We start from the raw sequence: 23,953 nt of genomic DNA, 5'->3' as shown, positions 1-23,953 counted from the left end.
TGGTGCTCAGTCACGCAAGTCCGATTCATGGATGGGCTGATCACGGTGGGTCGCCCGTTGATACTGCGCCGGCCAGACCGCCTTGCGCCCGCCCAGGTCGTCGTCCGCATGGAGCGGCCAGTACGGATCGCGCAGCAGTTCGCGGGCGAGGAAGATGATGTCCGCCTGACAGGTGCGCAGGATGTGCTCGGCCTGCGCCGGCTCGGTAATCATGCCGACGGTGCCGGTGGCAATGCCCGACTCCTTGCGCACCCGCTCGGCGAAGCGCGTCTGGTAGCCAGGCCCCGTAGGAATTTCCGCGTTGACCGCCGTGCCGCCCGAGGAGACATCGATCAGGTCCACGCCCAACGCCTTGAGACGTCGCGCCAGTTCAACCGTTTCATCGGGATTCCAGCCGTCCTCCACCCAATCGGTGGCCGATACCCGGACAAACAGCGGCAACTCTTGCGGCCACACCGCGCGCACCGCTTCGGTGACTTGCAATACCAGGCGAATGCGATTTTCGAATGAACCGCCGTACTGGTCACGCCGCTGATTGCTCAGTGGCGAAAGAAACTGGTGCAGCAGATAACCGTGGGCGGCGTGCACTTCGACCACCTTGAAACCGGCGATCAGCGCGCGCTTGGCCGCATCGACGAACGCCTGGATAACATCGGCAATTTCGCTTTCTTCGAGCTGCTTGGGCTTGGTGTGTTCCGGGTCGAAAGCGATGGGTGACGGGCCGACCGGCAGCCAGCCGCCGTCTGCGGGTTTCACGCTGCCATGTACGCCCAGCCAAGGCCGATAGGTGCTGGCCTTGCGTCCCGCGTGGGCCAGCTGGATACCGGCCACGCCGCCCTGGGCGGTAATGAAGCGGGTAATGCGTTGCAACGGCTCGATCTGCTCATCGTTCCACAGACCAAGATCCTGCGCGGTGATGCGCCCGTCGGCGGTGACTGCCGTGGCTTCGGTAAAGACCAGCCCCGCCCCGCCAATGGCGCGGCTGCCAAGGTGAACCAGATGCCAGTCATTGGCCAGGCCATCGACACTGGAATACTGGCACATCGGCGATACCGCGATGCGGTTGAGCAGGGTCAGTTGGCGAAGGGTAAAGGGTTCAAGCAGCAGACTCATGGGGCACCTCTCAAATCAGTGGTCAGGCTCCAGGGTTCTGTTTGAAAAGTCGACGAGTGACAGGAAAAAGGTAAAGCACCCGCCCCCGCGGGCAAAAAATTGGACAAGACGTCACAAGGATAATCAAGCAGTGCTTAGAGCCTAGTCGACATCGGGGGATGTCGCTCTCCCTGCAGGAGCGAGCCTGCTCGCGATGGACGTGAACGATACCGCTGGGCACCTGATGCCCCGCGGTGCCTTGTCGTTCATCGCGAACGTGCTCGCTCCTACAGGTGTGGGTTCAACGCGGTTCGATGTGGGCAATCATCAGTTGAACAGTCTCATTGCCACGGAATTCGTTGACGTCGAGTTTGTAGGCCAACTCCACCCACTTGATGGTCGGATTCGGCCAGATGTCGCGGTCGATGCCAAAGGCAATGCCATCGAGCTTGACCGAACCACATTCGCTTCTGAGCACTACTTTGAGGTGCCGCTCGCCGACCACCCGCTGCTCGACCAGTTGAAACACCCCATGAAACAGCGGCTCCGGGAAGTGTTGCCCCCAGGGACCGGCATGGCGCAATGCACGGGCCAGCTCCAGATGAAACTCCTCGACCGCCAGGGTGCCATCGGACAGCAGACGGCCGGTCAGGTCCTCTTCGCGCAATTGCCGGCGCACTTCGGCATCGAAGGCTTCGGCGAACAGCGGGAAATTCGCCTCCGGCAACGTCAGGCCGGCGGCCATGGCATGCCCGCCGTACTTGGTGATCAGATTCGGATGCTGCGCCGCCACCACACTCAGGGCATCGCGGATATGAAAGCCCTGCACCGAACGGCCCGAGCCCTTGAGCAAGCCGTCGCCGGCATCGGCAAAGGCAATGGTCGGACGGAAATAACGCTCCTTCATGCGCGAGGCGAGGATACCGATCACCCCTTGGTGCCATTCGGGATCGAACAGGCACAGGCCAAACGGCATCGATTCCACCGGCAAATCCTTGAGCTGGGCCATAGCCTCACGCTGCATGCCCTGCTCGATGGATTTGCGGTCCTGGTTCATGCCGTCCAACTGGGTGGCCATTTCCCGCGCAAGGCCAGCGTCCTCGGTGAGCAGACACTCGATGCCCAGGCTCATGTCATCCAGACGCCCAGCCGCGTTCAGCCGCGGGCCGACGATGAAGCCCAGATCGGTGGAGGTAATGCGCGCGTGATCACGCTTGGCCACTTCGAGGATCGCCTTGATCCCCGGGCGCGCACGCCCGGCGCGAATCCGCTCCAGGCCCTGATGCACCAGGATCCGGTTGTTGGCATCCAGCGGTACCACGTCGGCGACGCTGCCCAGGGCCACCAGATCGAGCAATTCGCCAATGTTCGGTTGCGGCCGGGCTTCGTACCAACCCAGGCTGCGCAACCGCGCGCGCAAGGCCATCAGCACGTAGAAAATCACCCCGACACCCGCCAGCGCCTTGCTCGGGAATTCGCAACCCGGCTGGTTCGGATTGACGATGGCATCGGCCTGCGGCAGTTCATCGCCGGGCAAGTGGTGATCGGTGACCAGTACGCTGAGCCCGGCCTTTTTCGCCGCGGCCACGCCCTCGACACTAGAAATGCCATTGTCCACGGTGATCAGCAACTGAGGCTGACGCTCCAGTGCCACCGCGACGATTTCCGGGGTCAGGCCGTAGCCATAATCGAACCGGTTGGGCACCAGGTAGTCGACATGCGCCGCACCGAGCAAGCGCAAGCCCAGGGTGCCAACGGTACTGGCGGTGGCGCCATCGGCGTCGAAGTCGCCGACGATGAGGATCCGCTGCCGCTGCTCAAGTGCCACCACCAGCAGATCCACCGCCGCCTCGATGCCCTTGAGTTGCTGGAACGGGATCAACCGCGCCAGGCTCTTGTCCAGTTCGGCTTCGGACTGCACGCCCCGCGCCGCGTACAGGCGGGTCAGCAGCGGCGGGATATCACCGAGGAACGGCAGGGTGTCGGGCAGCTGGCGAGGTTCGATACGCATGGGGTGACAGGGGCTTCTCTTGAATACACAGGATAAAACAGGATGACGTGGTCCAGCGGTGAGTGATCAGCCGCGCTCGCCCGCCAACCACTGCAACTGGACTTCGTGCTGGCCACGGTCGTCGGTGACGAACATCGTCCCTTCGCTGATCATCACGTCCCACTTGATAACGCGTGGCATGTCCTTGGCCAGGGTCTCCAAGACTTCCTGGGGAACCGCAGCGATGTTGACGTTTTTCAGGTTTTTCGCCGCCGGCACCACTTTGCCTTCCCAGACGCGCAGGCTGCCGTAGGCCAACAGGCTGGTGCGTTCGGTGCGACGCGAGCACCAGGTCAGGCGCTCGGCGTCAGGTTGGCCGACTTCGATCCAGTGCAGAACGCGGTCATCCAGACTTTTTTCCCACAGGGCCGGTTCGTCCACTTCTGACAGACCACGGCCAAACGACAGCTGTTCGTTGTACCAGAGGGCGTAGGCCAGCAGACGCACGGTCATGCGCTCTTCGGTTTCCGAAGGGTGACGGGCGATGGTCTGCTTGACGCTCTCATAGACGCTGCGGTCGAGGTCGGTGAGGTTCAGTTCAAACTTGTAGGTCGTGGACGGCTGGGCCATGAACGGGCTTCTTGAGACGTGGAAAGGCGGCAAGTCTAACCGATGCGACAGGCAATCATCGAATTGATGGCGATCTACCTTGAGCGCCTGACAGTCGGCTATGTTAAAACTCTGTACTCGCTCAGCCCTTTGTCCTACAGGATCCCGTATGCCGTTCACCGCCAAACCGCTCTCAGGCCTCAAAGTCATCGAATTGGGCACGCTGATTGCCGGCCCGTTCGCTTCGCGCATCTGCGCTGAATTCGGCGCCGATGTGGTCAAAATCGAATCCCCGGACGGCGGCGATCCGCTGCGCAAGTGGCGCAAGTTGTATGAAGGCACCTCGCTGTGGTGGTTCGTGCAGGCGCGCAACAAGAAGTCCCTGACCCTGAACCTGAAACACCCGGACGGTCTGGAGATTCTGAAAAAGCTGCTGAGCGAAGCGGACATCCTGATCGAGAATTTCCGCCCGGGCGTGCTGGAGAAGCTCGGCCTGGGCTGGGAGACCCTGCACGCACTGAACCCGAAACTGGTCATGGTGCGGCTCTCCGGCTTCGGCCAGACCGGCCCGATGAAGGATCAGCCCGGCTTTGGCGCCGTGGGCGAATCCATGGGCGGCCTGCGCTACATCACCGGGTTCGAAGACCGGCCACCGGTGCGCACCGGCATCTCCATCGGCGACTCGATCGCCGCGCTGTGGGGCGTGATTGGCGCGCTGATGGCGCTGCGTCACCGCGAGGTCAATGGCGGACAGGGCCAGGTGGTCGACGTGGCGCTGTATGAAGCCATCTTCGCCATGATGGAAAGCATGGTGCCGGAGTTCGACGTATTCGGTTTCATCCGCGAACGCACCGGCAACATCATGCCCGGCATCACGCCCTCCTCGATTCACACCAGCGCCGACGGTAAACACGTGCAGATCGGCGCCAATGGTGATGCGATTTTCAAACGCTTCATGCTGATCATCGGCCGCGAAGATCTGGCCAATGATCCGGTACTGGCCAGCAATGACGGCCGTGACAGTCGTCGCGACGAGCTCTACGGAGTCATCGATCGCTGGGTCAATTCGCTGCCGCTGGACACGGTACTGGAGCACCTGAACCAGGCCGACGTGCCCGCCAGCCGGATCTTCAGCGCCGAAGACATGTTCAACGATCCGCAGTACCTGGCACGGGAAATGTTCCTGCAAGCCAAGCTGCCGGATGGCAAAGACTTCAAGATGCCCGGGATTGTGCCGAAACTCTCAGAGACTCCCGGAGATTGTGAATGGGTCGGGCCGCAGTTGGGTGAGCACAACACACAGGTACTCCAGGAACTTGGCTATGACGCGTCGCAGATCACACAGCTGCGCAAGGACGGGGCCATCTGAGCTCAGGCGTCTGATTGCGCGTACCACCCAGCGCTGCCTGCGGCCGAGCGGGCTGGTCATCTGTGCATTGCTGGGGGTGCTGCTGATCGCGGCACTGGCGCCTTCGGCATTGGCGCAAACCAGGCAAACCCTGGTCTGGCTCAAGCGTGATTTGCCGCCGCTGTTTATTTTCGAAGGACCGAAAAAGGGCCAGGGGGTCATCGATCAACTGTTGACCCAACTGATCGCCGGCATGCCGCAGTACCAGCACAGCGTCATGCGGGTCAATCGCGCGCGTGGCCTGCAAATGCTCCACGAACCCTCCCTCACCTGCGATGCGGCGCTGAACTGGAGCAAGGAACGCGAAGGCTGGATCGCCTTTTCCGTCCCGGTTTTCCGCGCCATGAGCAACGGACTGGCGATACGACGGGTCGATCGTGACCTGCTGACGCCTTTTATCAAGGATGGCGAGGTGGATCTGGCAGCCCTGCTGGCCACCGGCAAGCTGGCGCTGGGGATTGTTGCCGAGCGCAACTATGGCGAGTACCTCGACGCCCTGCTTAAACAGGCGCCACCCAAAACCCTCACGCTTCACTATGGCAACCAGGCCTTGGGCAGCCTCCTGGAAATGCAGCGCCTGGGGCGCTTGCAGTTGCTGTTGGGCTATCGTCCGGAAATCCGCTACCAGGCCCAGCAACGCGGGATTGGCGAGGATGAATTGCAGTTCTACCCGATTCACGGCACGGGCAAATACCTGTCCGGCTTCATTGGCTGTACGGACACCCCACAGGGCCGGCAAGCCATCGTCGAAATCAACCAACTGCTGCGCGCCCTGCCCCGCGATCACCTGAGCGAGGCTTACGCCGCCTGGCTCGACCCGGAAAGTCGCGGCGAATACCTGGAAGCTGCCAAGGCATTTTTCGAGGAACAGGCCCGGCAGTGACAAACGCCGGGCAAAAGAAACCCCGAGAAGTGGGGAGACGACTCGGGGTTAAACGTGGTCTTCACTAGACCCGTAGCAGCAAGCTACAAGCACCGGAGCACAATGCTTGATCCTGCTGTTATAGGGTCTGACTGACCTGGATGCAGGAAGTTTCCCACAAATGACAATTCAGGTTCTGCTGGCCATCAACTTGTCCTGCGCAGCATTGCGCATCGCCGCGATCATGCAGGGCTCCAGGCGTCCTTCGGCAATCAGAACGTCACGATGCAAGCCATCGACCACGTCGGTCAGCAAACGCTTGTCGGTCAATTGCTCCCGACTGAACTTGCGCTCGACCACCTTGATGCCGCTCGCATTCTTCAATGTCACCCGGCATTCGCCCTGAAGGCCTGACGGGGTCAATGTCACCTGGTACGGGCTCAGAGCCTCACCGAGCAAGAGACTGATACTTTCCATCTCGATCACCACTCAATAGTCCGGAAACAAAGTGCCTGGGGCGTATTCACAGTAAATGACCGCCGGCACGAGAAGAAAGTTCGGGATGCAGAGCGCGGGCCTGCGTGCGTCTCTGGTCTATGGAGCATGCATGGCAAAGATGACAGGGAAAAAACAGTGGTATCGCGTTTGTCGGGTGGAAGGAGCGCATGCCCTGTGGGAGCAAGGCTTGCCCGCGATGGCGTCCGAGAGATCGCCATCGCGGGCAAGCCTTGCTCCCACAGGGAGGTGTTGCTTGAAAATTACAACGGCTTGCCGCGATTGCCATGCTGGCTGACGAAAGCCTGCACGGCTTTCAGGTCGTTCGGCAGCACGGTGCAACGCTCGTCCCGCTCAAACAGATCGGAAAGATGGGCAGGCAGTTCAAGTGCCTTGCCTACGCCGGCCTTTTCCACGGCATCCGGGAACTTGACCGGATGGGCCGTGCCGAGGATGACCATCGGGATGTCCAGGCTGCGACGGCACTCGCGCGCGGCCCTGACGCCGATAGCGGTGTGCGGATCCAGCACTTCACCGGTCTGTTCGAAGACTTCGGCGATGGTTTCGCAGGTTTGTGCGTCATCCACGGCCAGCGAGTCGAACAGCTTGCGTGCTTCGGTCCAGCGCTCCTGCTCGACGCTGAAGCCGCCGCCCTGCTTGAAGCTGTCCATCAGCCCGGCAATCGCCGCGCCGTTGCGACCGTGCAGGTCGAACAGCAGACGCTCGAAGTTCGACGACACCATGATGTCCATGGACGGCGACAGGGTGGCGTGCAGGGTTTCCTTGACGTACTGATTGCCGCTCATGAAGCGGTGCAGGATGTCGTTGCGGTTGGTGGCGACGATCAACTGGTTGATCGGCAGGCCCATGTTGCGTGCCAGGTAACCGGCGAAAATGTCGCCGAAGTTGCCGGTCGGCACCGAGAACGCCACCGAGCGCGACGGGCCACCCAGCTGCAGGGCTGCGTGGAAGTAGTAAACGATCTGGGCCATGATCCGCGCCCAGTTGATCGAGTTCACCGCCACCAGGCGAGTGCCCTTGAGGAAGCCCTGGTCGGCGAAGCTCGCCTTGACCATTTCCTGGCAGTCATCGAAGTTGCCTTCGATGGCGATGTTGTGGATGTTCTCACCGAAAATGGTGGTCATCTGCCGACGCTGCACTTCAGACACACGGTTGTGCGGGTGCAGGATGAAGATGTCGACGTTTTCGCAGTGCTTGCAGCCTTCGATGGCGGCAGAACCGGTGTCACCCGAGGTGGCACCGACGATCACCACGCGCTCGCCGCGCTTTTCCAGCACGTAGTCGAGCAAACGACCGAGCAATTGCAGGGCGAAGTCCTTGAACGCCAGGGTCGGGCCGTGGAACAGCTCCAGCACCCATTCGTTGCCGTTCAGTTGACGCAGCGGCGCCACGGCGCTGTGGGCGAACACACCGTAGGTTTCTTCAAGGATCTTTTTGAAATCGGCGTCCGGAATGCTGCCGGTAACGAACGGACGCATGACGCGGAAAGCCAGCTCGTGATAAGGCAGGCCGGCCCAGGAGGCGATTTCTTCCTGGGTGAAGCGTGGCAGGTTTTCCGGGACGTACAGACCGCCGTCGGTGGCAAGGCCAGCCAGCAGGACGTCTTCGAAATTCAGGGCCGGTGCCTGGCCGCGGGTACTGATGTAACGCATGACTGACTCCAATGGAGAGTGTTCGTAGTGCCGGGCCAGCACGCTGGCCCGGTGAACGATAACGGCTTAGTTCAGGTGCTCGACGCGGATCCGTACCACCGGACCAACCACGCCCGCCAGGGCTTCCAGGGCGGCGATCGCATCGTTGATGTGCTGCTCCAGCACGCGGTGGGTCAGCAGGATCATTGGCACCAGGCCGTCGTGTTCCTCGACTTCCTTCTGCATGATCGACTCGATGTTGATGCCACGCTCCGACAGGATGCTCGCCACCTGCGCCAGCACGCCCGGATGATCCTTGGCCTGGATGCGCAGGTAGTAGGCGCTTTCACAGGCTTCGATCGGCAGGATCGGATGGGCCGACAGCGAGTCTGGCTGGAAGGCCAGGTGCGGTACGCGGTTTTCCGGATCGGAGGTCATGGCACGCACCACGTCCACCAGGTCGGCGATCACCGACGAAGCGGTCGGTTCCATGCCGGCGCCGGCGCCGTAGAACAGTGTCGAACCGGCGGCGTCGCCGTTGACCATCACCGCGTTCATCACGCCGTTGACGTTGGCGATCAGGCGATCGGCCGGAATCAGCGTCGGGTGCACGCGCAGTTCGATACCGGCCGCGGTGCTGCGCGCCACGCCCAGGTGCTTGATGCGGTAGCCCAATGCTTCGGCGTAGTTCACGTCAGCGGTGGTCAGCTTGGTGATGCCTTCGGTGTAGGCCTTGTCGAATTGCAGCGGGATGCCGAATGCGATGGACGCCAGGATCGTCAGCTTGTGCGCTGCGTCGATGCCTTCGACGTCGAAAGTCGGGTCGGCTTCGGCGTAACCCAGTGCCTGGGCCTCGGCCAACACGTCTTCGAAGGTGCGACCCTTCTCGCGCATTTCGGTAAGGATGAAGTTGCCGGTGCCGTTGATGATGCCGGCAACCCAGTTGATGCGGTTGGCGGACAGACCTTCACGGATCGCCTTGATCACCGGAATGCCACCGGCCACGGCCGCTTCGAACGCAACGATCACGCCCTTCTCGCGCGCCTTGGCGAAAATCTCATTACCGTGAACAGCGATAAGCGCCTTGTTCGCGGTGACCACATGCTTGCCATTCTCGATGGCCTTGAGTACCAGCTCGCGGGCAACGGTATAGCCGCCCATCAGCTCTATGACGATGTCGATCTCAGGGTTCGTGGCCACTTCGAAGACATCGGTGGTAATCGCAATACCGGTCGTTTGGAACTGAGGCTTTGGCGTGCGAATGGCAATTTGCGCCACTTCGATCCCACGCCCGGCACGACGAGCAATTTCCTCGGCGTTGCGCTGAAGTACGTTGAAGGTACCGCCACCGACGGTCCCTAACCCACAGATGCCTACTTTGACCGGTTTCACTGTGAACTCCCCATAAAACGGCCGACTCGAGGCCGGCCGTGAAAACAACCGCAGGATCGCGGTTCTCTATTGATGGCCCGGCGATGCCGCTACCGGACCATGATCGTCATGGCTGGCCGTGACGATGCGAATTTACTTCGCGCCCAGCGCCAGTTTGGCGACTTGTGGCGCAGGCTGGTAGCCCGGAATGACCTGACCGTCGGCCAAAACGATGGCCGGCGTACCATTCACGCCAATCGACTGGCCGAGGGCGAATTGTTTGGAAACCGGGTTATCACACTTGGCGGCCTTGATTTCCTTGCCGTCGACCATCTGGTCCATGGCTGCTTTCTTGTCCTTGGAGCACCAGACCGCTTGCAGCTGCTCGTCACCCGGCGAACCCAGGCCCTGGCGCGGGAACGCCACATAACGTACTTCGATGCCACGCTTGTTCAGCTCCGGCACTTCGGCGTGCAGTTTGTGGCAGTACGGGCAGGTGGTGTCGGTGAACACGGTGATGTGCGACTTGGTTTCGCCGACGGCCGGGTACACCACGGTTTCAGCGACCGGAATCTCGTTGATCAGCTTGGAGATGCCCAGGCGTTCGGTTTTCTCGGTCAGGTTGACCGGCTTGCCGTCCTTGAGCTGGAACATGTAGCCCTGCACTACGTACTGGCCGTCGGCGCTGGCGTAGAGCACACGACTGCCCTTGAGCTTGACTTCGTACAGGCCTGGCAACGGACTGGCGGTGATGGTCTCTACCGGCACTTCGAGCTGGAGGTTTTCCAGGCTTTTACGGATGGCCTTGTCGGCCGCGTCATCGGCGACGGCAAAGGTGCTGACCAGCGCAATGGCGGCCGCGGCGAAAATCTGGGTCAGACGCATGAGAACTCCTGAAGGCGGACAAATGAGACGATCAGAACGCCGGTACCAAAACACCGGGTGATAACCGCCCATCGTGCAAACCGGCAAAGCCTATCACATAAGGGCTCGCGGGGCCGAATGCCGGTGATGCAAGGCACTTGTGAATGCTTTTCTGTGGGAGCGAGCCTGCTCGCGATGGCGGAGTGTCAGGCGCCATTAATGCAGGATATGCCGACCTCATCGCGAGCAGGCTCGCTCCCACAGGGTTTTGTGGCTCAACCTCGAGGGTGATGCTTGGCATGCAGATCCTGCAACCGCGCCCGGGCGACGTGGGTGTAGATCTGCGTGGTCGACAGATCGCTATGACCAAGCAGCATCTGCACCACCCGCAGGTCGGCGCCGTGGTTGAGCAGGTGCGTGGCGAAGGCATGGCGCAAGGTGTGCGGTGACAGCGACTTGCCGATCCCCGCGACCTTGGCCTGATGCTTGATCCGGTGCCAGAACGTCTGCCGGGTCATCTGCTCGCCGCGCTGGCTGGGGAACAGCACATCGCTGGGACGCCCGCCGAGCAGCTCGCCCCGCCCATCGCGCAGGTAGCGCTCGACCCAGACAATCGCTTCCTCGCCCATCGGCACCAGCCGCTCCTTGCTGCCCTTGCCCATTACCCGCAGGACGCCCTGGCGCAGATTGACCTGTTCCAGCGTCAGGCTGACCAGTTCTGTCACCCGCAGGCCGCAGGCGTACAACACTTCGAGCATGGCCCGATCGCGCTGACCGATCGCTTCGCTCAAATCCGGCGCCTTGAGCAGCGCTTCCACGTCTGCTTCCGACAAAGATTTGGGCAACGGCCTGCCGAGTTGCGGCATATCGACGCGAAGGGTCGGATCGACGGCGATCAGCTTTTCCCGCAACAGGTAGCGATAGAAACCGCGCACGCCGGAGAGAAATCGCGCGGTGGAACGAGGCTTGTAGTTTTGCTCCACGCGCCAGGCCAGGTGATCGAGGATCAATTCCCGGCCGGCACTGGCCAGTTCCAGGCCCTTGTCCTGCAACCAGCCGTTGAACAGTGCGAGGTCGCTGCGATAGGCATCGCGAGTGTTATCGGAAAGACCTTTCTCCAGCCACAGGGCGTCGAGGAATTGGTCTATCAATGGATGATCGATGGCAGGCATGGGTACTCAAGTCGCGCAGATTGACAGCTGCGCACAAAAATCAGCATGGACGTTGAAAACGGCCGCTAGTCTTTCATAGCCCGCTACTTCAAGGAACAGGGAACCGAAATGAGCGAACAGCAGATTTTGTTGGCCTTGGGCGGTATTGGTGCGGCAGCGTTGGGCTGCCAATGGCTGGCCTGGCGCCTGAAGTTGCCGGCCATTCTGTTCCTGCTGTTGACCGGCATTCTGGTCGGGCCTGTCTTGCACTTGCTCGACCCCGAGGAAATGTTCGGGCCCTTGTTAATGCCCCTGGTGTCCCTCGCGGTGGCGTTGATCCTGTTCGAAGGCAGCCTGACGCTGCATCTGTCGGAATGGCGTGAAGTCGGCAGCGTAGTCCGTCGCCTGGTGACTCTCGGCGCCCTCGCGACCTGGGTGGTCATCGCCCTGGCCACGCACTGGCTCCTGGGGTTCGACTGGATGCTGGCGGCCTTGTTCGGCAGCCTGACCCTGGTCACTGGCCCGACCGTCATTGTGCCCATGCTGCGGGTCGTGCGCCCAAACGCCTCGATTGCCAGCATCCTGCGCTGGGAAGGGATTGTCATCGACCCCATCGGTGCCCTGCTGGCGGTGGTGGTCTACAGCTTCATCATCGCCAGTGCCGAGGACAGTGGCCTGTCGCAAAGCCTGCTCACCTTTGCCGGGGTCATTCTGTGCGGGAGTCTGTTCGGCATTGCTGGCGGCTGGGTACTGGGCACCATCATCCGTCGGCATTGGCTACCGGAGTATCTGCACAACCTGGCTGCCCTGGCGGCGGTTCTGGGTATCTTCATTGCCGCCAGCGAAGTCATGAACGAGTCGGGCCTGCTGGCGGTGACCCTGATGGGCATGTGGCTGGCCAACATGAAGGGTGTGGATGTGCGGCATATCCTGCACTTCAAGGAGAACCTCAGCGTCCTGCTGATTTCCGGGCTGTTCATATTGCTGGCGGCGCGACTGGACCTGAACGCCCTGATTGACCTCGGGCCACTGGTATTGATTCTGCTGCTGGTCATTCAGTTCATTGCCAGGCCCTTGAACGTGTTGCTCTGCACGGCGGGTTCAAGCCTGAACTGGCGCGAGCGGGCACTGCTGTCATGGATCGCCCCACGCGGCATTGTCGCTGCAGCGGTGTCCGCCGTATTCGCCATCCGCCTGGACGAGATCGGGCACGACGGCGCGCTGTTGCTGGTGCCACTGACCTTTGCAGTGATCATCGGCACCGTAGTACTGCAAAGTGCGACGGCTCGCCCGCTGGCGCGCCTGCTGAAGGTTGCGGAGCCGGCGCCCAGCGGCTTTCTGATCATCGGCGCCAATGGCCCTGCACGAACCCTCGGCAAAGCACTGCAACAGTTGGATACACGCGTTTTGCTGACCGACTCCAGCTGGGAAAATATCCGGGCGGCACGAATGGAAGGATTGCCAACCTATTTCGGCAATCCAGCCTCACAACATGCGGACGCGCATCTGGATCTGGTGGGGCTTGGCCATTTGCTGGCGCTGTCACCGTCAGGCGAAATGAATACCCTGGCGTTGATGCGGTTTCGCCACGACTTCGGCCATCAGCGGATGTTCGGCCTGACCAGCGGCCAGGAGAGTCGCCGTTCCGACAAGCACCGGACCAGCCTGGAGCATCGCGCCAATCAACTGGGCAGCGAGGCGATGACCTACGGCAAGCTCGCCAGTCAACTGAGCCAGGGTGCCGAGTTGTACACCACGACTTTGAAGGAAGGCTTCGGCTGGGAGGATTACCGGGCATTGCACGGTGATCGCGCGACGCTGCTGTTCATGCGCGATGCAGCTGGCTGGGTGCATGTGGTCACACCGGATAGCGCGCAGAAGCCGTCGGCGGGCTGGACGCTGCTGGCGTTGATTCAGCCGGAGGTCAGCGGGGCTTGAAAAACCGCATCGCGAGCAGGCTCGCTCCCACAAGCAAAAATAACAGGCAACAAAAAAGCAGCCCGTAGGCTGCTTTTTTCTGCATCGGAAGCTGGACTTAAGCCAGTTTTTCCTTGATGCGAGCTGCTTTACCCGACAGGTCGCGCAGGTAGTACAGCTTGGCTTTACGTACGTCACCGCGACGCTTGACAGCCATGCTGTCGATTTGCGGGGAGTAGGTCTGGAAAGTACGCTCTACGCCAACACCGTTGGAGATCTTACGCACGGTGAATGCACTGTTCACGCCGCGGTTACGCTTGGCGATTACAACGCCTTCGAACGCTTGCAGACGGGAACGGTCGCCTTCCTTCACTTTCACCTGAACGACAATGGTGTCGCCCGGGGCAAAGGTAGGGATCTCTTTGGTCATCTGCTCTGCTTCGAGTGCAAGGATGATTTTGTTAGTCATGCTGTGCTCCTAAGGTAAATCGTCGGATCTACCATCGATACGTTGTTAACTATCGTCCCGCTCGCGGATGTATTCCTCGAGCAGCTTCTTCTCTTCTCCAGAAAGCGAGCGGCTTTCCAGAAGATCGACGCGTCGTTCAAAGGTCCGACCAAGGGACTGCTTTAAACGCCAACGCCGGATGTGCGCGTGATTGCCACTTAGCAATACGTCGGGAACACGCTGATCCGCATACACCTCCGGTCGGGTGTAGTGCGGGCAATCCAGCAAACCATCCGTAAAGGAATCTTCCTCGGCGGAGTCCGCATGCCCTAAAGCTCCGGGCAGCAGTCGTGTAACCGCATCGATCAGGACCATCGCCGGCAGCTCGCCGCCAGACAGTACATAGTCGCCAATCGACCACTCTTCATCGACATGAGCATCTATAAAGCGCTCGTCAATGCCTTCATAACGACCGGCAATCAGGATCAATGCATCCAGATTCGCCAGTTCGCGTACCGCCGACTGATTCAGTTGACGGCCTTGGGGGGACAGGTAAATCACCTTCGCTCCCTCCCCGGCGGCTGCCTTGGCCTGAACCAATGCGTCTTCCAGGGGCTTGATCTTCATCACCATGCCCGGACCACCGCCAAATGGGCGATCATCCACAGTGTGATGTCGATCCGTCGTGTAGTCTCGCGGGTTCCAACAGGTCAGCTGCAACAGCCCCTGTTTCACCGCCCGACTGGTGATGCCGTACTCGCTGATGGCGGAGAACATCTCGGGAAACAGACTGATCACTTCTACGCGCAAATTAGCCACGCTTAGAAATCCGCGTCCCAGTCCACCTTCATCTCGCCCGCGACCAGGTCGACGGCCAACACGCATTGCTCGGTATAGGGCAACAGGCGTTCGCGATCATCCAGGCTGCCAGCGCAAGGCTTGACCACCATTACATCGTTCGAGCCGGTCTCCAGCAGGTGATCGATCTTCCCGAACAGTTGTCCGAGGGTGTCGATGACCTTGAGACCTTCCAGCTGGTACCAGTAGTACTCGCCGTCGGTCAGTTCAGGGAACATGTTGCGCGGCACGCAGATCTCATAACCGGCCAGAAGACGAGCTTCTTCACGATCATCGAGACCCTTGAGCTTCGCGACCAGGAATTTGTCATTCCCGCGTCCGCTGACCAGCTCTACCTGCTTTACATTGCCGTCACGCTTGAGCGTCCAGGTTTTGTAATCCAGCAGGTTTTTAATCGGATCAGTAAAGGAATACACCTTCACTTCGCCGCGAACGCCATGGACAGAATAAATCTTGCCGATAACGATCAAATCATCAGCAACAGCTGGCGTCGCGTTCATATTGCTCAGGCCGCAGCCTTAGCAGCGTCCTTCAACAACTGAGCAACGCGCTCAGAAGGCTGTGCACCAACGCTCAGCCAGTAGGCTACGCGCTCTTGGTTCACGGACAGACGGACTTCCTGACCACGAGCAACAGGGTTGAAGAAGCCAACCTGTTCCTTGTGCGAACCGTCGCGCGGGTTACGGCTGTCGGTTACGGTCAGGTGGTAAAACGGGCGCTTTTTGGAGCCGCCAAGGGCAAGACGGATTGTTAGCATGTGAACATCGTTCCTGTAGTCGGTGCTGCAAATCTAAAGGCACAGCGGGCATGGGTGCCCGAAAGGCCGCATATTCTAAGGAATATCCGGACTTTTGCAAATGACTTTTTCCGGCGGCCTATCGGTCGCCATGCAGATTTGCTATAGAGCCGTCGCTTAAAACGGCCGGTCAGCTCCCGCCAAGCGCGGGTTTGCTGGAGATCCCGCCTCCCTGCGGGTCTGCGCCGGCACGATGACCGGCGCGGATTCTTTACATTTTTGGCATGCCGCCGCCGGGCAACATACCGCCCATGCCACGCATCATCTTGGCCATGCCGCCTTTGGCGGAGAATTTCTTCATCATCTTCTGCATCTGCTTGTGCTGCTTGATCAAGCGACCGATGTCCTGCACCTGGGTGCCGGAACCCATGGCGATACGGCGCTTGCGCGAACCGCTGATCAGCTCAGGGTCGCGGCGCTCGGCCGGGGTCATGGAGTTGATGATGGCTTCCATCTGCTTGAACTGCTTCTCTGCCGCACTCTGGGCATTGCCCATCTGCGCCAGGTTCACACCGCCCATGTTCGGCAGTTTGTCCATGAGGCCGCCAAGGCCGCCCATGTTCTTCATCTGTTGCAGCTGATCGCGGAAGTCTTCGAGGTCGAAGCCCTTGCCCTTCTTCAGCTTCTTGGCCAGCTTGTCGGCCTTTTCCTTGTCGAGGGTCGCTTCGGCCTGTTCGATCAGGCTGAGCACGTCACCCATGCCGAGGATGCGCGAAGCGATACGCTCAGGGTGGAACGGGTCGAGCGCTTCGCTCTTCTCGCCCATACCGATGAACTTGATCGGCTTGCCGGTGATGGCGCGGACCGACAGCGCGGCACCGCCACGGGCATCACCGTCGACCTTGGTCAGGATCACACCGGTCAGAGGCAGCGCATCACCGAAGGCCTTGGCCGTGTTGGCGGCGTCCTGGCCGGTCATGGCGTCGACCACGAACAGGGTTTCGACCGGGTTGATCGCGGCATGCAGGGCCTTGATCTCGCCCATCATCTCTTCATCGATGTGCAGGCGACCGGCGGTATCGACGATGACCACGTCGATGAATTTGAGTTTTGCTTCCTTAATAGCAGCCTGGGCGATGTCGACCGGCTTCTGGCTCAGGTCGGACGGGAAGAACGTCACACCGATGTCGCCCGCCAGGGTTTCCAGCTGCTTGATCGCTGCCGGACGGTAAACGTCCGCAGACACGACCATCACCGATTTCTTCTTGCGCTCCTTGAGGAAGCGCGCGAGCTTGCCGGCGGTCGTGGTTTTACCGGCACCCTGCAAACCGGCCATCAGGATCACGGCAGGCGGAACGGCGCTCAGGTTCAAGTCTTCGTTGGCCGCGCCCATCAGGCTTTCGAGTTCGGCCTGGACGATTTTCACGAAGGCCTGGCCCGGCGTCAGGCTGCGCGACACTTCGGTGCCGACGGCGCGTTCCTTGACCGAGTTGACGAAGTCCTTGACCACCGGCAAGGCGACGTCGGCCTCAAGCAGCGCCATACGCACTTCGCGCAGGGTGTCTTTGATGTTGTCCTCGGTCAGCTTGGCCTTGCCGGTGACATGGCGCAGCGTCTGCGAGAGGCGGTCGGTTAAGTTTTCAAACATTGCGCGATCCTTTCAGGCCCTGAGTAGACCGGGATAATGGCGGCCCGGACCGGACGAAACATGTTCTCGGCGAGCCTGCGGCGTGGGCAGGTCGCGGATTATAGCGAAGACTGCGTCTGGCGCACACCCGCCGTCAGTTTGACTGGTCTTTCGTGCCGTGGGGGTTCTATGCCAAACTCAGCGACTTTCGGGCTTGCCTAACAGGACTTATGCTCCCCTTGTCACCCAGTTTGCTCACCACCCTCGCCGCCGCCTGCTTATATGCCGCTGCGACTCTCTATCAAGGCACGCGCCTGGCCAGTTGCGCCAAGGCGAACAAACGTCTGCTGGTCACACTCGGCGTGCTCGCCGTGCTGGCCCACAGCGCCAGCCTCATCGCCCACCTGGTTACGCCGATCGGCCTGGGCCTGGACTTCTTCACTGCCGCCAGCCTGATTGCCGCCGCGGTCATTGCCCTGACCCTGATCGCCTGCTCGCGGATCCCGGTGGAAAACCTGCTGGTATTGCTGTTCCCGTTGGGGGCCGCGACCGTGTTGCTGGCGCAATTCGCCCCCGCCGGCACGGTGCAGGTCATCGACGAGGAGCCGGGCATCCTTGCCCATATCCTGCTATCGATTCTCGCCTACGGCATGTTCACCATCGCGGTGTTCCAGGCCTTGCTGCTGCTGGTCCAGGACCATCAACTCAAGCACAAGCACCCGTCCGGGCTGATCAAGAACTTCCCGCCGCTGCAAACCATGGAAAGCCTGTTGTTCGGCTTTCTCTGGGCCGGCTGGTCGCTGTTGTCGATGTCGCTGATTTCGGGCTGGCTCTTCGTGGAGAACCTGTTCGCCCAGCATCTGGTGCACAAGACCCTGCTGGCCTGCCTGGCCTGGGTCGTCTTCAGCGTCCTGCTCTGGGGCCGCAACCGTCTCGGCTGGCGCGGACACAAGGCCATTCGCTGGACCCTCGCCGGTTTCTGCCTGCTGATGCTGGCCTATTTCGGCAGCAAGCTGGTCCGCGAATACATCCTGCACATCTGACGGGCGGCATTAATGGACGACTTGCCCTTAGGGCCAATGCTCGCGGTAGTGGCTCTGCTGATTTTATGGTCGGGCCTGTTCTCCGCCATCGAGTCCGCCCACCAGCAGCTGCTGGCCAAGCGCACCGCGTCGCGTTCAAGTGACAAGCCGCTGGCTAGGCTGACTTTCCCGCTCAACAGCCTGATCCTCTGCAATACCCTGTGCCGCACGCTGGTGGTGGTCATCTGCACCCTGCTGGCGATTTTCACCTGGGCGGAAAACGGTCCCTGGGCGGCGTGCCTCGGTGCGGGCGCAGTGCTGCTTGTCTTTACCGACTATCTGCCGCGCACCCTCGCCGCTCGCCATCCGGATGCGATCCTGGCCCTGGGCAACCAATTGCTGGCGATACCGCTGAAAATCCTCTATCCGGCCGCCTGGCTGCTCAACGCCATCAGCCAGTTGCTGCTGCGCCCTTTCGTGCGTAAAGCCAAAGTGGTGCAGCAAAGCGAAGACGAACCACCGAAGGAAAGGCACGACGATCAGGAACCTGCCGTCTGCCGCCCGCATTCGCTGCCCGGCATTCACGCGCTGGACAACATTACGGTCAATGACATCCTGGTTCCGCGCAGTGAAGTCGACGGAATCAACCTCGACGACCCGATCGACGAAATCATCGAACAATTGCGCGATAACAACCGCACACGCCTGCCGGTGTTCCACAGTGACATCAACCAGGTCGAAGCAGTGCTCAACACCCGGCAAATCGGGCATTTGCTGGCCGATGGCAGCCTGACGGTGGAAGCCCTGCTGGCCGCCAGTCGCGAGCCCTACTTCGTACCGGAAAGCACCCCGCTGCAACTGCAACTGCTGAATTTCCACAAGCAGCAGCGCCGCCTGGGCATGGTGGTCGACGAGTACGGCGAAGTGCTGGGAATCGTGACCCTGGAAGACATTCTCGAAGAAATCGTCGGCGAATTCGAAAGCCAGCAGAGCCTGGATAACCCGCACATTCATCCTCAGGCCGACGGACGCCTGGTGGTCGATGGCGCCGCCACCATCCGCGAACTGAACAAGAGCCTGGGCTGGCACCTGCCCAGTGATGGCCCGAAAACCTTGAACGGCCTGGTAACCGAAGCCCTGGAAACCATTCCCGAGAGCGCGGTCTGCCTGAAAATAGGCCGCTATCGCCTGGAAATACTGCAAACCGAGGACAATCGCGTGACGCGAGTATTGATCTGGCAGACCAATTCGGCGCCCGCCATCGTTGCGGCCCGATAACAGATCAAGGGATCGCCGCCGTCGGTGGTGATTTTTTTTGTCCTTGTTGATTCGTTAGCTCCCTTCCTATAATCGATCCGCTTACCCAAGCCCCCTCTGCACCGTGCTACCCGCACTCCGCTGCAAACCCACATCCCTGGGTGTTCGACCATAATAATTCGCTCCACTGGGGCACATGACTGTCAGGGATTACCGCATGACGACCAGCACGACTTACAGCGATTCCACACCTGCGCAACCGACGAACTCCGCCGGCCGCGTTGCCACGGCGAGCTTCATCGGCACCGCCATCGAGTTCTACGATTTCTACGTCTATGCCACCGCCGCGGCGCTGGTGATCGGCCCGGTGTTCTTTCCGCAGACCTCCGGCACGGCACAGATGCTGTCGGCCTTCCTGACCTTCGGCATCGCCTTCCTCGCCCGGCCCCTTGGTTCGGCGCTGTTCGGTCACTTCGGTGATCGCATCGGCCGAAAATCGACCCTGGTGGCCTCCCTGCTGTTGATGGGCGTGTGCACCACTTTGATTGGCGTGTTGCCGGGGTACGACAGCATCGGCGCCTGGGCGCCCATCCTGCTGTGCGTGCTGCGCTTCGGCCAGGGCCTGGGACTGGGCGGCGAATGGGGTGGCGCGGCATTGCTGGCCACCGAGAACGCGCCCAAAGACAAGCGCGCCTGGTTCGGCATGTTCCCGCAGCTCGGCCCTTCTATCGGCTTTCTCGCGGCCAACGGTCTGTTCCTGACCCTGGCGATGATCCTGGACGACGAACAGTTCCGCTCCTGGGGCTGGCGGATTCCCTTCCTCCTCAGCGCCGCACTGGTGATGGTCGGCCTGTACGTGCGCCTCAAACTTCACGAAACACCGGTGTTCGCCAATGCAGTGGCCCGTGAGGAACGGGTGAAGATCCCGCTGATCGAGCTGTTCAGCCAGTACTGGCTGCCGGTCTTGCTGGGCGCCGGCACGATGGTGGTGTGTTACGCGCTGTTCTACATCTCGACCGTTTTCTCCCTCAGCTATGGCGTGGCGACGCTCGGCTACAGCCGCGAAACCTTCCTCGGCCTGCTGTGCTTCGCCGTGTTGTTCATGGCGGCGGCGACGCCCCTGTCGGCCTGGGCCAGCGACCGGCTCGGGCGCAAACCGGTGCTGATCGTCGGTGGCGTGCTGGCGATTCTCTCCGGCTTCCTGATGGAACCGTTGCTGACCCACGGCTCGACCTGGGGCGTGGCGCTGTTCCTGAGCATCGAACTGTTTCTAATGGGCGTCACTTTCGCGCCGATGGGTGCGCTGCTGCCGGAGCTGTTCCCGACCCACGTGCGTTATACCGGCGCTTCGGCGGCCTACAACCTGGGCGGGATCGTCGGCGCTTCGGCGGCACCGTTCTTCGCCCAGAAGCTGGTGGCGATGGGCGGTTTGAGTTATGTCGGCGGGTATGTGTCCGGGGCGGCGGTGCTGAGTTTGATTGCCGTGCTGTGCCTCAAGGAAACCCGGCATAACGACCTGAATCGCGTTGCCTGAGTAATTGCCATCGCGAGCAGGCTCGCTCCCACAGTAATCACCTGCCTCTGTGGGAGCGAGCCTGCTCGCGATGGCGTCCTGATTATCAAAATACATCCCCAGCCGGTCGCGAATTTTCCCCAATCCGTTGGCGCCTCGCTCTACGCCTATCACTTTATCCCCGCTATACTCATCGGCTTTTCCTGAATAAATGCCAATAGGGTCCCGCCGCGCATGGATAAGACCTACCAGCCGCACGCCATTGAAACTTCCTGGTACAACACCTGGGAGTCTGAAAATTACTTCGCCCCGCAAGGCGCGGGCGAGTCCTACACCATCATGATCCCGCCGCCGAACGTCACCGGCAGCCTGCACATGGGTCATGGCTTCAACAACGCGATCATGGACGCCCTGATCCGTTTCCGCCGCATGCAGGGTCGCAACACCCTGTGGCAGCCGGGCACCGACCACGCCGGTATCGCCACGCAAATGCTGGTGGAACGTCAACTCGAAGCCCAGGGCCAGAATCGCCATGATCTGGGCCGCGACAAATTCCTCGAGAAAGTCTGGGAGTGGAAGGATCAGTCCGGCGGCAACATCAGCCGTCAGATCCGCCGCCTCGGCTCGTCCGTGGACTGGAGCCGCGAGCGCTTCACCATGGATGACGGTCTTTCCGAAGCCGTTAAAGAAGCCTTCGTGCGCCTGCACGAAGACGGCCTGATCTACCGCGGCAAGCGCCTGGTCAACTGGGACACCAAGCTGCACACGGCGATTTCCGACCTCGAAGTGGAAAACCACGACGAGAAAGGTTTCCTGTGGAACCTGAAGTACCCGCTGGCCGACGGCGCCAAGACCGCTGAAGGCAACGATTACCTGATCGTCGCGACCACGCGTCCGGAAACCATGCTCGGCGACTCCGCCGTCGCGGTTAACCCGAACGACGAACGCTACAAAGCCCTGATCGGCAAGTTTGTCGAGCTGCCGCTGGTCGGCCGCCGCATCCCGATCATCGCCGACGATTACTGCGACCCAGAATTCGGCACCGGCTGCGTGAAAATCACCCCGGCCCATGATTTCAACGACTACGAAGTCGGCAAGCGCCACAACCTGCCGCTGCTGAACATCTTCGACAAGAACGCCAACGTCCTGCCAGCGGTCCAGGCATTCAACCTGGACGGCACGCTGAACGAGAGCATCGACGGCAAGATCCCAGCTGAATACGCGGGTCTCGAGCGTTTCGAAGCGCGCAAGCAAATCGTCGCCGCCTTCGATGCCGCAGGCCTGCTGGTCAGCGTCAACGATCACGCCCTGAAAGTGCCGAAAGGCGACCGCTCCGGCACCATCATCGAGCCTTGGCTGACCGACCAGTGGTACGTGTCCACCAAGCCATTGGCCGAGCCTGCGATTGCCGCCGTTGAAGATGGCCGCATCCAGTTCGTGCCCAAGCAGTACGAAAACATGTACTTCTCTTGGATGCGCGACATCCAGGACTGGTGCATCAGCCGTCAGCTGTGGTGGGGCCACCGGATCCCGGCCTGGTACGACGAGTCGGGCAAGGTCTACGTCGGTCGCGACGAAGCCGAAGTGCGTGCCAAGCACAACATCGCTGCGGACGTAACGCTGCAACAGGACAACGACGTTCTCGACACCTGGTTCAGCTCGGGCCTGTGGACCTTCTCCACCCTGGGTTGGCCTGAAAAAACCGAGTTCCTGAAGAAATTCCACTCCACCGATGTACTGGTCACCGGTTTTGACATCATTTTCTTCTGGGTCGCCCGGATGATCATGCTGACCATGCACCTGATCAAGAACGAGGACGGCACCCCGCAGGTTCCGTTCAAGACCGTATACGTGCACGGTCTGGTGCGTGATGGCCAGGGCCAGAAGATGTCCAAGTCCAAGGGCAACGTCCTGGACCCGCTGGACATCATCGACGGCATCGAGCTCGAAACCCTGGTGCAGAAGCGCACCTCGGGCCTGATGCAGCCGAAACTGGCGAAGAAGATCGAGAAAGCGACCCGCGACGAGTTCGCCGAGGGTATCGCCAGCTACGGCACCGATGCCCTGCGCTTCACCTTCTGCTCGCTGGCGTCCACCGGTCGCGACATCAAGTTCGACATGGGCCGCGTCGAAGGCTATCGCAACTTCTGCAACAAGATCTGGAACGCCGCGCGCTACGTGCTGGACAAGGGCGAAGACTGCGGCCAGAACGGCGAAGCCTACGAGCTGTCGCTGGCCGACCGCTGGATCATTTCGCAGCTGCAACGCACTGAAGCCGAAGTGACCCGTCAGCTGGATCAGTTCCGTTTCGACCTGGCCGCACAAGCCTTGTACGAGTTCATCTGGAACCAGTATTGCGACTGGTACCTGGAACTCTCCAAGCCTGTGCTGTGGGACGAAAACGCGCCGGTCGAGCGCCAGCGCGGCACCCGTCGCACCCTGGTACGCGTACTGGAAGTAGCCTTGCGTCTGGCCCACCCGTTCATGCCGTTCATCACCGAAGAAATCTGGCAGCGCATCGCGCCGCTGGCCGGTATCGAAGGCAAGACGATCATGCTGCAGCCTTGGCCAGTGGCCAACGAAGCACGCATCGACCAGGCCGCCGAAGACGACATCGAGTGGCTCAAGGGCCTGATGCTCGGCACGCGCAACATCCGTGGCGAAATGAACATCGGCCCGGGCAAACCGCTGCCGCTGTTCCTGAAGAACGTCAGCGCCGAGGATCAGCGTCGCCTGACCGAGAACGAAGCCCTGCTGAAGAAACTGGCACGCCTCGAATCGATCACCGTGCTGGCCGCTGGCGAAGAAGCACCGCTGTCGGCGACCGCACTGGTCGGCGAGATGGAAGTGTTGGTGCCAATGGCCGGCCTGATCGACAAGGGTGCTGAACTGGCGCGTCTGGACAAGGAAATCCAGCGTCTGCAAGGCGAAGTGCAACGCGTCGGCGGCAAGCTGTCGAACGCCGGTTTCGTCGACAAGGCGCCAGCTGAAGTCATCGACAAGGAACGCGCCAAACTGGCCGAAGCCGAACAGGCTCTGGGCAAACTGGCGGAGCAGCATGCGCGGATTGCCAGCCTGTAA

The 23,953-nt window shown here is 61.0% G+C and carries 20 protein-coding genes; 7 read left to right on the top strand and 13 right to left on the bottom strand.

Translation table 11 applies throughout. The annotated features are described in order from the left end of the window. Window positions 1-6 precede the first annotated feature (6 nt). The 3 genes from ABTV29_RS05295 to ABTV29_RS05285 form a co-directional block, all read right to left on the bottom strand. On the bottom strand, window positions 7-1,113 hold the full coding sequence (locus ABTV29_RS05295) for an NADH:flavin oxidoreductase/NADH oxidase (RefSeq protein WP_433769142.1): 1,107 nt from the start codon (window positions 1,111-1,113) through the stop codon (window positions 7-9). 280 nt (window positions 1,114-1,393) lie between these two features. Further along, window positions 1,394-3,103, bottom strand: coding sequence for a single-stranded-DNA-specific exonuclease RecJ (gene recJ / locus ABTV29_RS05290; RefSeq protein ID WP_433769141.1), 1,710 nt, complete (start codon window positions 3,101-3,103; stop codon window positions 1,394-1,396). A 66-nt stretch (window positions 3,104-3,169) separates the two neighbouring features. Further along, the gene (locus tag ABTV29_RS05285) at window positions 3,170-3,712 is read right to left on the bottom strand and encodes a YaeQ family protein (protein WP_433769140.1); all 543 of its coding nucleotides are present in this window, start codon (window positions 3,710-3,712) and stop codon (window positions 3,170-3,172) included. 148 nt (window positions 3,713-3,860) lie between these two features. Between ABTV29_RS05285 and ABTV29_RS05280 the strand changes: the two genes are divergently transcribed. Beyond that, complete coding sequence (locus ABTV29_RS05280) at window positions 3,861-5,060, top strand: CaiB/BaiF CoA transferase family protein (RefSeq protein ID WP_433769139.1); 1,200 nt, start codon at window positions 3,861-3,863, stop codon at window positions 5,058-5,060. Continuing rightward, a complete protein-coding gene (locus tag ABTV29_RS05275) occupies window positions 5,014-5,982 on the top strand; it encodes a TIGR02285 family protein (RefSeq protein WP_433769138.1) in 969 nt (322 codons plus the stop codon). The genes ABTV29_RS05280 and ABTV29_RS05275 overlap by 47 nt, the downstream gene beginning before the upstream one ends. Before the next feature lie 168 nt (window positions 5,983-6,150). Here ABTV29_RS05275 and ABTV29_RS05270 read toward each other — a convergent pair whose 3' ends face one another. From ABTV29_RS05270 to xerD, 5 genes are all read right to left on the bottom strand, one after another. Beyond that, window positions 6,151-6,438: a DUF3509 domain-containing protein gene (locus ABTV29_RS05270; protein WP_433769137.1), complete on the bottom strand. Its 288-nt coding sequence runs from the start codon at window positions 6,436-6,438 to the stop codon at window positions 6,151-6,153. A 281-nt stretch (window positions 6,439-6,719) separates the two neighbouring features. Then, a complete protein-coding gene (gene thrC, locus ABTV29_RS05265; protein WP_433769136.1) occupies window positions 6,720-8,129 on the bottom strand; it encodes a threonine synthase in 1,410 nt (469 codons plus the stop codon). A 66-nt stretch (window positions 8,130-8,195) separates the two neighbouring features. Then, window positions 8,196-9,500 carry a homoserine dehydrogenase gene (locus ABTV29_RS05260; RefSeq protein WP_433769135.1) on the bottom strand — a complete coding sequence of 435 codons (1,305 nt, stop codon included), beginning with the start codon at window positions 9,498-9,500 and terminating at the stop codon, window positions 8,196-8,198. Between the two features lie 132 nt (window positions 9,501-9,632). Then, window positions 9,633-10,364: a bifunctional protein-disulfide isomerase/oxidoreductase DsbC gene (gene dsbC / locus ABTV29_RS05255; protein ID WP_433769134.1), complete on the bottom strand. Its 732-nt coding sequence runs from the start codon at window positions 10,362-10,364 to the stop codon at window positions 9,633-9,635. A gap of 254 nt (window positions 10,365-10,618) precedes the next feature. Then, window positions 10,619-11,515 (bottom strand): site-specific tyrosine recombinase XerD, encoded by an 897-nt coding sequence (gene xerD, locus ABTV29_RS05250; RefSeq protein WP_433769133.1) that lies wholly within the window; start codon window positions 11,513-11,515, stop codon window positions 10,619-10,621. Window positions 11,516-11,623: 108 nt separating this feature from the next. Here xerD and ABTV29_RS05245 point away from each other — a divergent pair, with 108 nt between their 5' ends. Further along, a complete protein-coding gene (locus ABTV29_RS05245; RefSeq protein ID WP_433769132.1) occupies window positions 11,624-13,432 on the top strand; it encodes a cation:proton antiporter in 1,809 nt (602 codons plus the stop codon). Window positions 13,433-13,529: 97 nt separating this feature from the next. On the opposite strand, the gene rplS is transcribed toward ABTV29_RS05245, so the two are convergent. From rplS to ffh, 5 genes are all read right to left on the bottom strand, one after another. Continuing rightward, window positions 13,530-13,880, bottom strand: coding sequence for a 50S ribosomal protein L19 (gene rplS / locus ABTV29_RS05240; RefSeq protein WP_003175895.1), 351 nt, complete (start codon window positions 13,878-13,880; stop codon window positions 13,530-13,532). A 45-nt stretch (window positions 13,881-13,925) separates the two neighbouring features. Further along, window positions 13,926-14,636, bottom strand: a complete 711-nt coding sequence (trmD, locus tag ABTV29_RS05235; protein ID WP_433771748.1) for a tRNA (guanosine(37)-N1)-methyltransferase TrmD — start codon at window positions 14,634-14,636, stop codon at window positions 13,926-13,928. 44 nt (window positions 14,637-14,680) lie between these two features. Next, entirely contained in the window at window positions 14,681-15,217 is a 537-nt protein-coding gene (gene rimM / locus ABTV29_RS05230) for a ribosome maturation factor RimM (protein ID WP_433769131.1), read from the bottom strand. 5 nt (window positions 15,218-15,222) lie between these two features. Then, the gene (gene rpsP / locus ABTV29_RS05225) at window positions 15,223-15,474 is read right to left on the bottom strand and encodes a 30S ribosomal protein S16 (protein ID WP_007944872.1); all 252 of its coding nucleotides are present in this window, start codon (window positions 15,472-15,474) and stop codon (window positions 15,223-15,225) included. Between the two features lie 250 nt (window positions 15,475-15,724). Further along, on the bottom strand, window positions 15,725-17,101 hold the full coding sequence (gene ffh / locus ABTV29_RS05220; protein WP_433769130.1) for a signal recognition particle protein: 1,377 nt from the start codon (window positions 17,099-17,101) through the stop codon (window positions 15,725-15,727). A gap of 209 nt (window positions 17,102-17,310) precedes the next feature. Here ffh and ABTV29_RS05215 point away from each other — a divergent pair, with 209 nt between their 5' ends. The 4 genes from ABTV29_RS05215 (at window position 17,311) to ABTV29_RS05200 (ending at window position 23,953) form a co-directional block, all read left to right on the top strand. Then, window positions 17,311-18,123, top strand: coding sequence for a cytochrome C assembly family protein (locus tag ABTV29_RS05215; protein WP_433769129.1), 813 nt, complete (start codon window positions 17,311-17,313; stop codon window positions 18,121-18,123). 12 nt (window positions 18,124-18,135) lie between these two features. Further along, window positions 18,136-19,380, top strand: a complete 1,245-nt coding sequence (locus tag ABTV29_RS05210; RefSeq protein WP_433769128.1) for an HlyC/CorC family transporter — start codon at window positions 18,136-18,138, stop codon at window positions 19,378-19,380. Between the two features lie 196 nt (window positions 19,381-19,576). Further along, a complete protein-coding gene (locus ABTV29_RS05205; protein WP_433769127.1) occupies window positions 19,577-20,893 on the top strand; it encodes an MFS transporter in 1,317 nt (438 codons plus the stop codon). Window positions 20,894-21,106: 213 nt separating this feature from the next. Further along, window positions 21,107-23,953 (top strand): valine--tRNA ligase, encoded by a 2,847-nt coding sequence (locus ABTV29_RS05200; RefSeq protein ID WP_433769126.1) that lies wholly within the window; start codon window positions 21,107-21,109, stop codon window positions 23,951-23,953.

This window comes from Pseudomonas putida, from assembly GCF_050989985.1.
GTDB lineage: Bacteria > Pseudomonadota > Gammaproteobacteria > Pseudomonadales > Pseudomonadaceae > Aquipseudomonas > Aquipseudomonas putida_AI.
This window is presented reverse-complemented; position numbering and strand designations above follow the sequence as displayed.

Bases quoted from the DNA above. Each gene is read 5' to 3' on its own strand.
- dsbC (WP_433769134.1), bottom strand. From the start codon at position 10,364: ATGCGTCTGACCCAGATTTTCGCCGCGGCCGCCATTGCGCTGGTCAGC.
- ABTV29_RS05295 (WP_433769142.1), bottom strand. From the start codon at position 1,113: ATGAGTCTGCTGCTTGAACCCTTTACCCTTCGCCAACTGACCCTGCTC.
- rimM (WP_433769131.1), bottom strand. From the start codon at position 15,217: ATGAACGCGACGCCAGCTGTTGCTGATGATTTGATCGTTATCGGCAAG.
- ABTV29_RS05215 (WP_433769129.1), top strand. From the start codon at position 17,311: ATGCTCCCCTTGTCACCCAGTTTGCTCACCACCCTCGCCGCCGCCTGC.
- xerD (WP_433769133.1), bottom strand. From the start codon at position 11,515: ATGCCTGCCATCGATCATCCATTGATAGACCAATTCCTCGACGCCCTG.
- ABTV29_RS05285 (WP_433769140.1), bottom strand. From the start codon at position 3,712: ATGGCCCAGCCGTCCACGACCTACAAGTTTGAACTGAACCTCACCGAC.
- thrC (WP_433769136.1), bottom strand. From the start codon at position 8,129: ATGCGTTACATCAGTACCCGCGGCCAGGCACCGGCCCTGAATTTCGAA.
- ABTV29_RS05200 (WP_433769126.1), top strand. From the start codon at position 21,107: ATGGATAAGACCTACCAGCCGCACGCCATTGAAACTTCCTGGTACAAC.
- recJ (WP_433769141.1), bottom strand. From the start codon at position 3,103: ATGCGTATCGAACCTCGCCAGCTGCCCGACACCCTGCCGTTCCTCGGT.
- trmD (WP_433771748.1), bottom strand. From the start codon at position 14,636: ATGTTCTCCGCCATCAGCGAGTACGGCATCACCAGTCGGGCGGTGAAA.
- ABTV29_RS05245 (WP_433769132.1), top strand. From the start codon at position 11,624: ATGAGCGAACAGCAGATTTTGTTGGCCTTGGGCGGTATTGGTGCGGCA.
- ABTV29_RS05210 (WP_433769128.1), top strand. From the start codon at position 18,136: ATGGACGACTTGCCCTTAGGGCCAATGCTCGCGGTAGTGGCTCTGCTG.
- ffh (WP_433769130.1), bottom strand. From the start codon at position 17,101: ATGTTTGAAAACTTAACCGACCGCCTCTCGCAGACGCTGCGCCATGTC.
- ABTV29_RS05275 (WP_433769138.1), top strand. From the start codon at position 5,014: ATGACGCGTCGCAGATCACACAGCTGCGCAAGGACGGGGCCATCTGAG.
- ABTV29_RS05270 (WP_433769137.1), bottom strand. From the start codon at position 6,438: ATGGAAAGTATCAGTCTCTTGCTCGGTGAGGCTCTGAGCCCGTACCAG.
- ABTV29_RS05280 (WP_433769139.1), top strand. From the start codon at position 3,861: ATGCCGTTCACCGCCAAACCGCTCTCAGGCCTCAAAGTCATCGAATTG.
- ABTV29_RS05205 (WP_433769127.1), top strand. From the start codon at position 19,577: ATGACGACCAGCACGACTTACAGCGATTCCACACCTGCGCAACCGACG.
- rpsP (WP_007944872.1), bottom strand. From the start codon at position 15,474: ATGCTAACAATCCGTCTTGCCCTTGGCGGCTCCAAAAAGCGCCCGTTT.
- rplS (WP_003175895.1), bottom strand. From the start codon at position 13,880: ATGACTAACAAAATCATCCTTGCACTCGAAGCAGAGCAGATGACCAAA.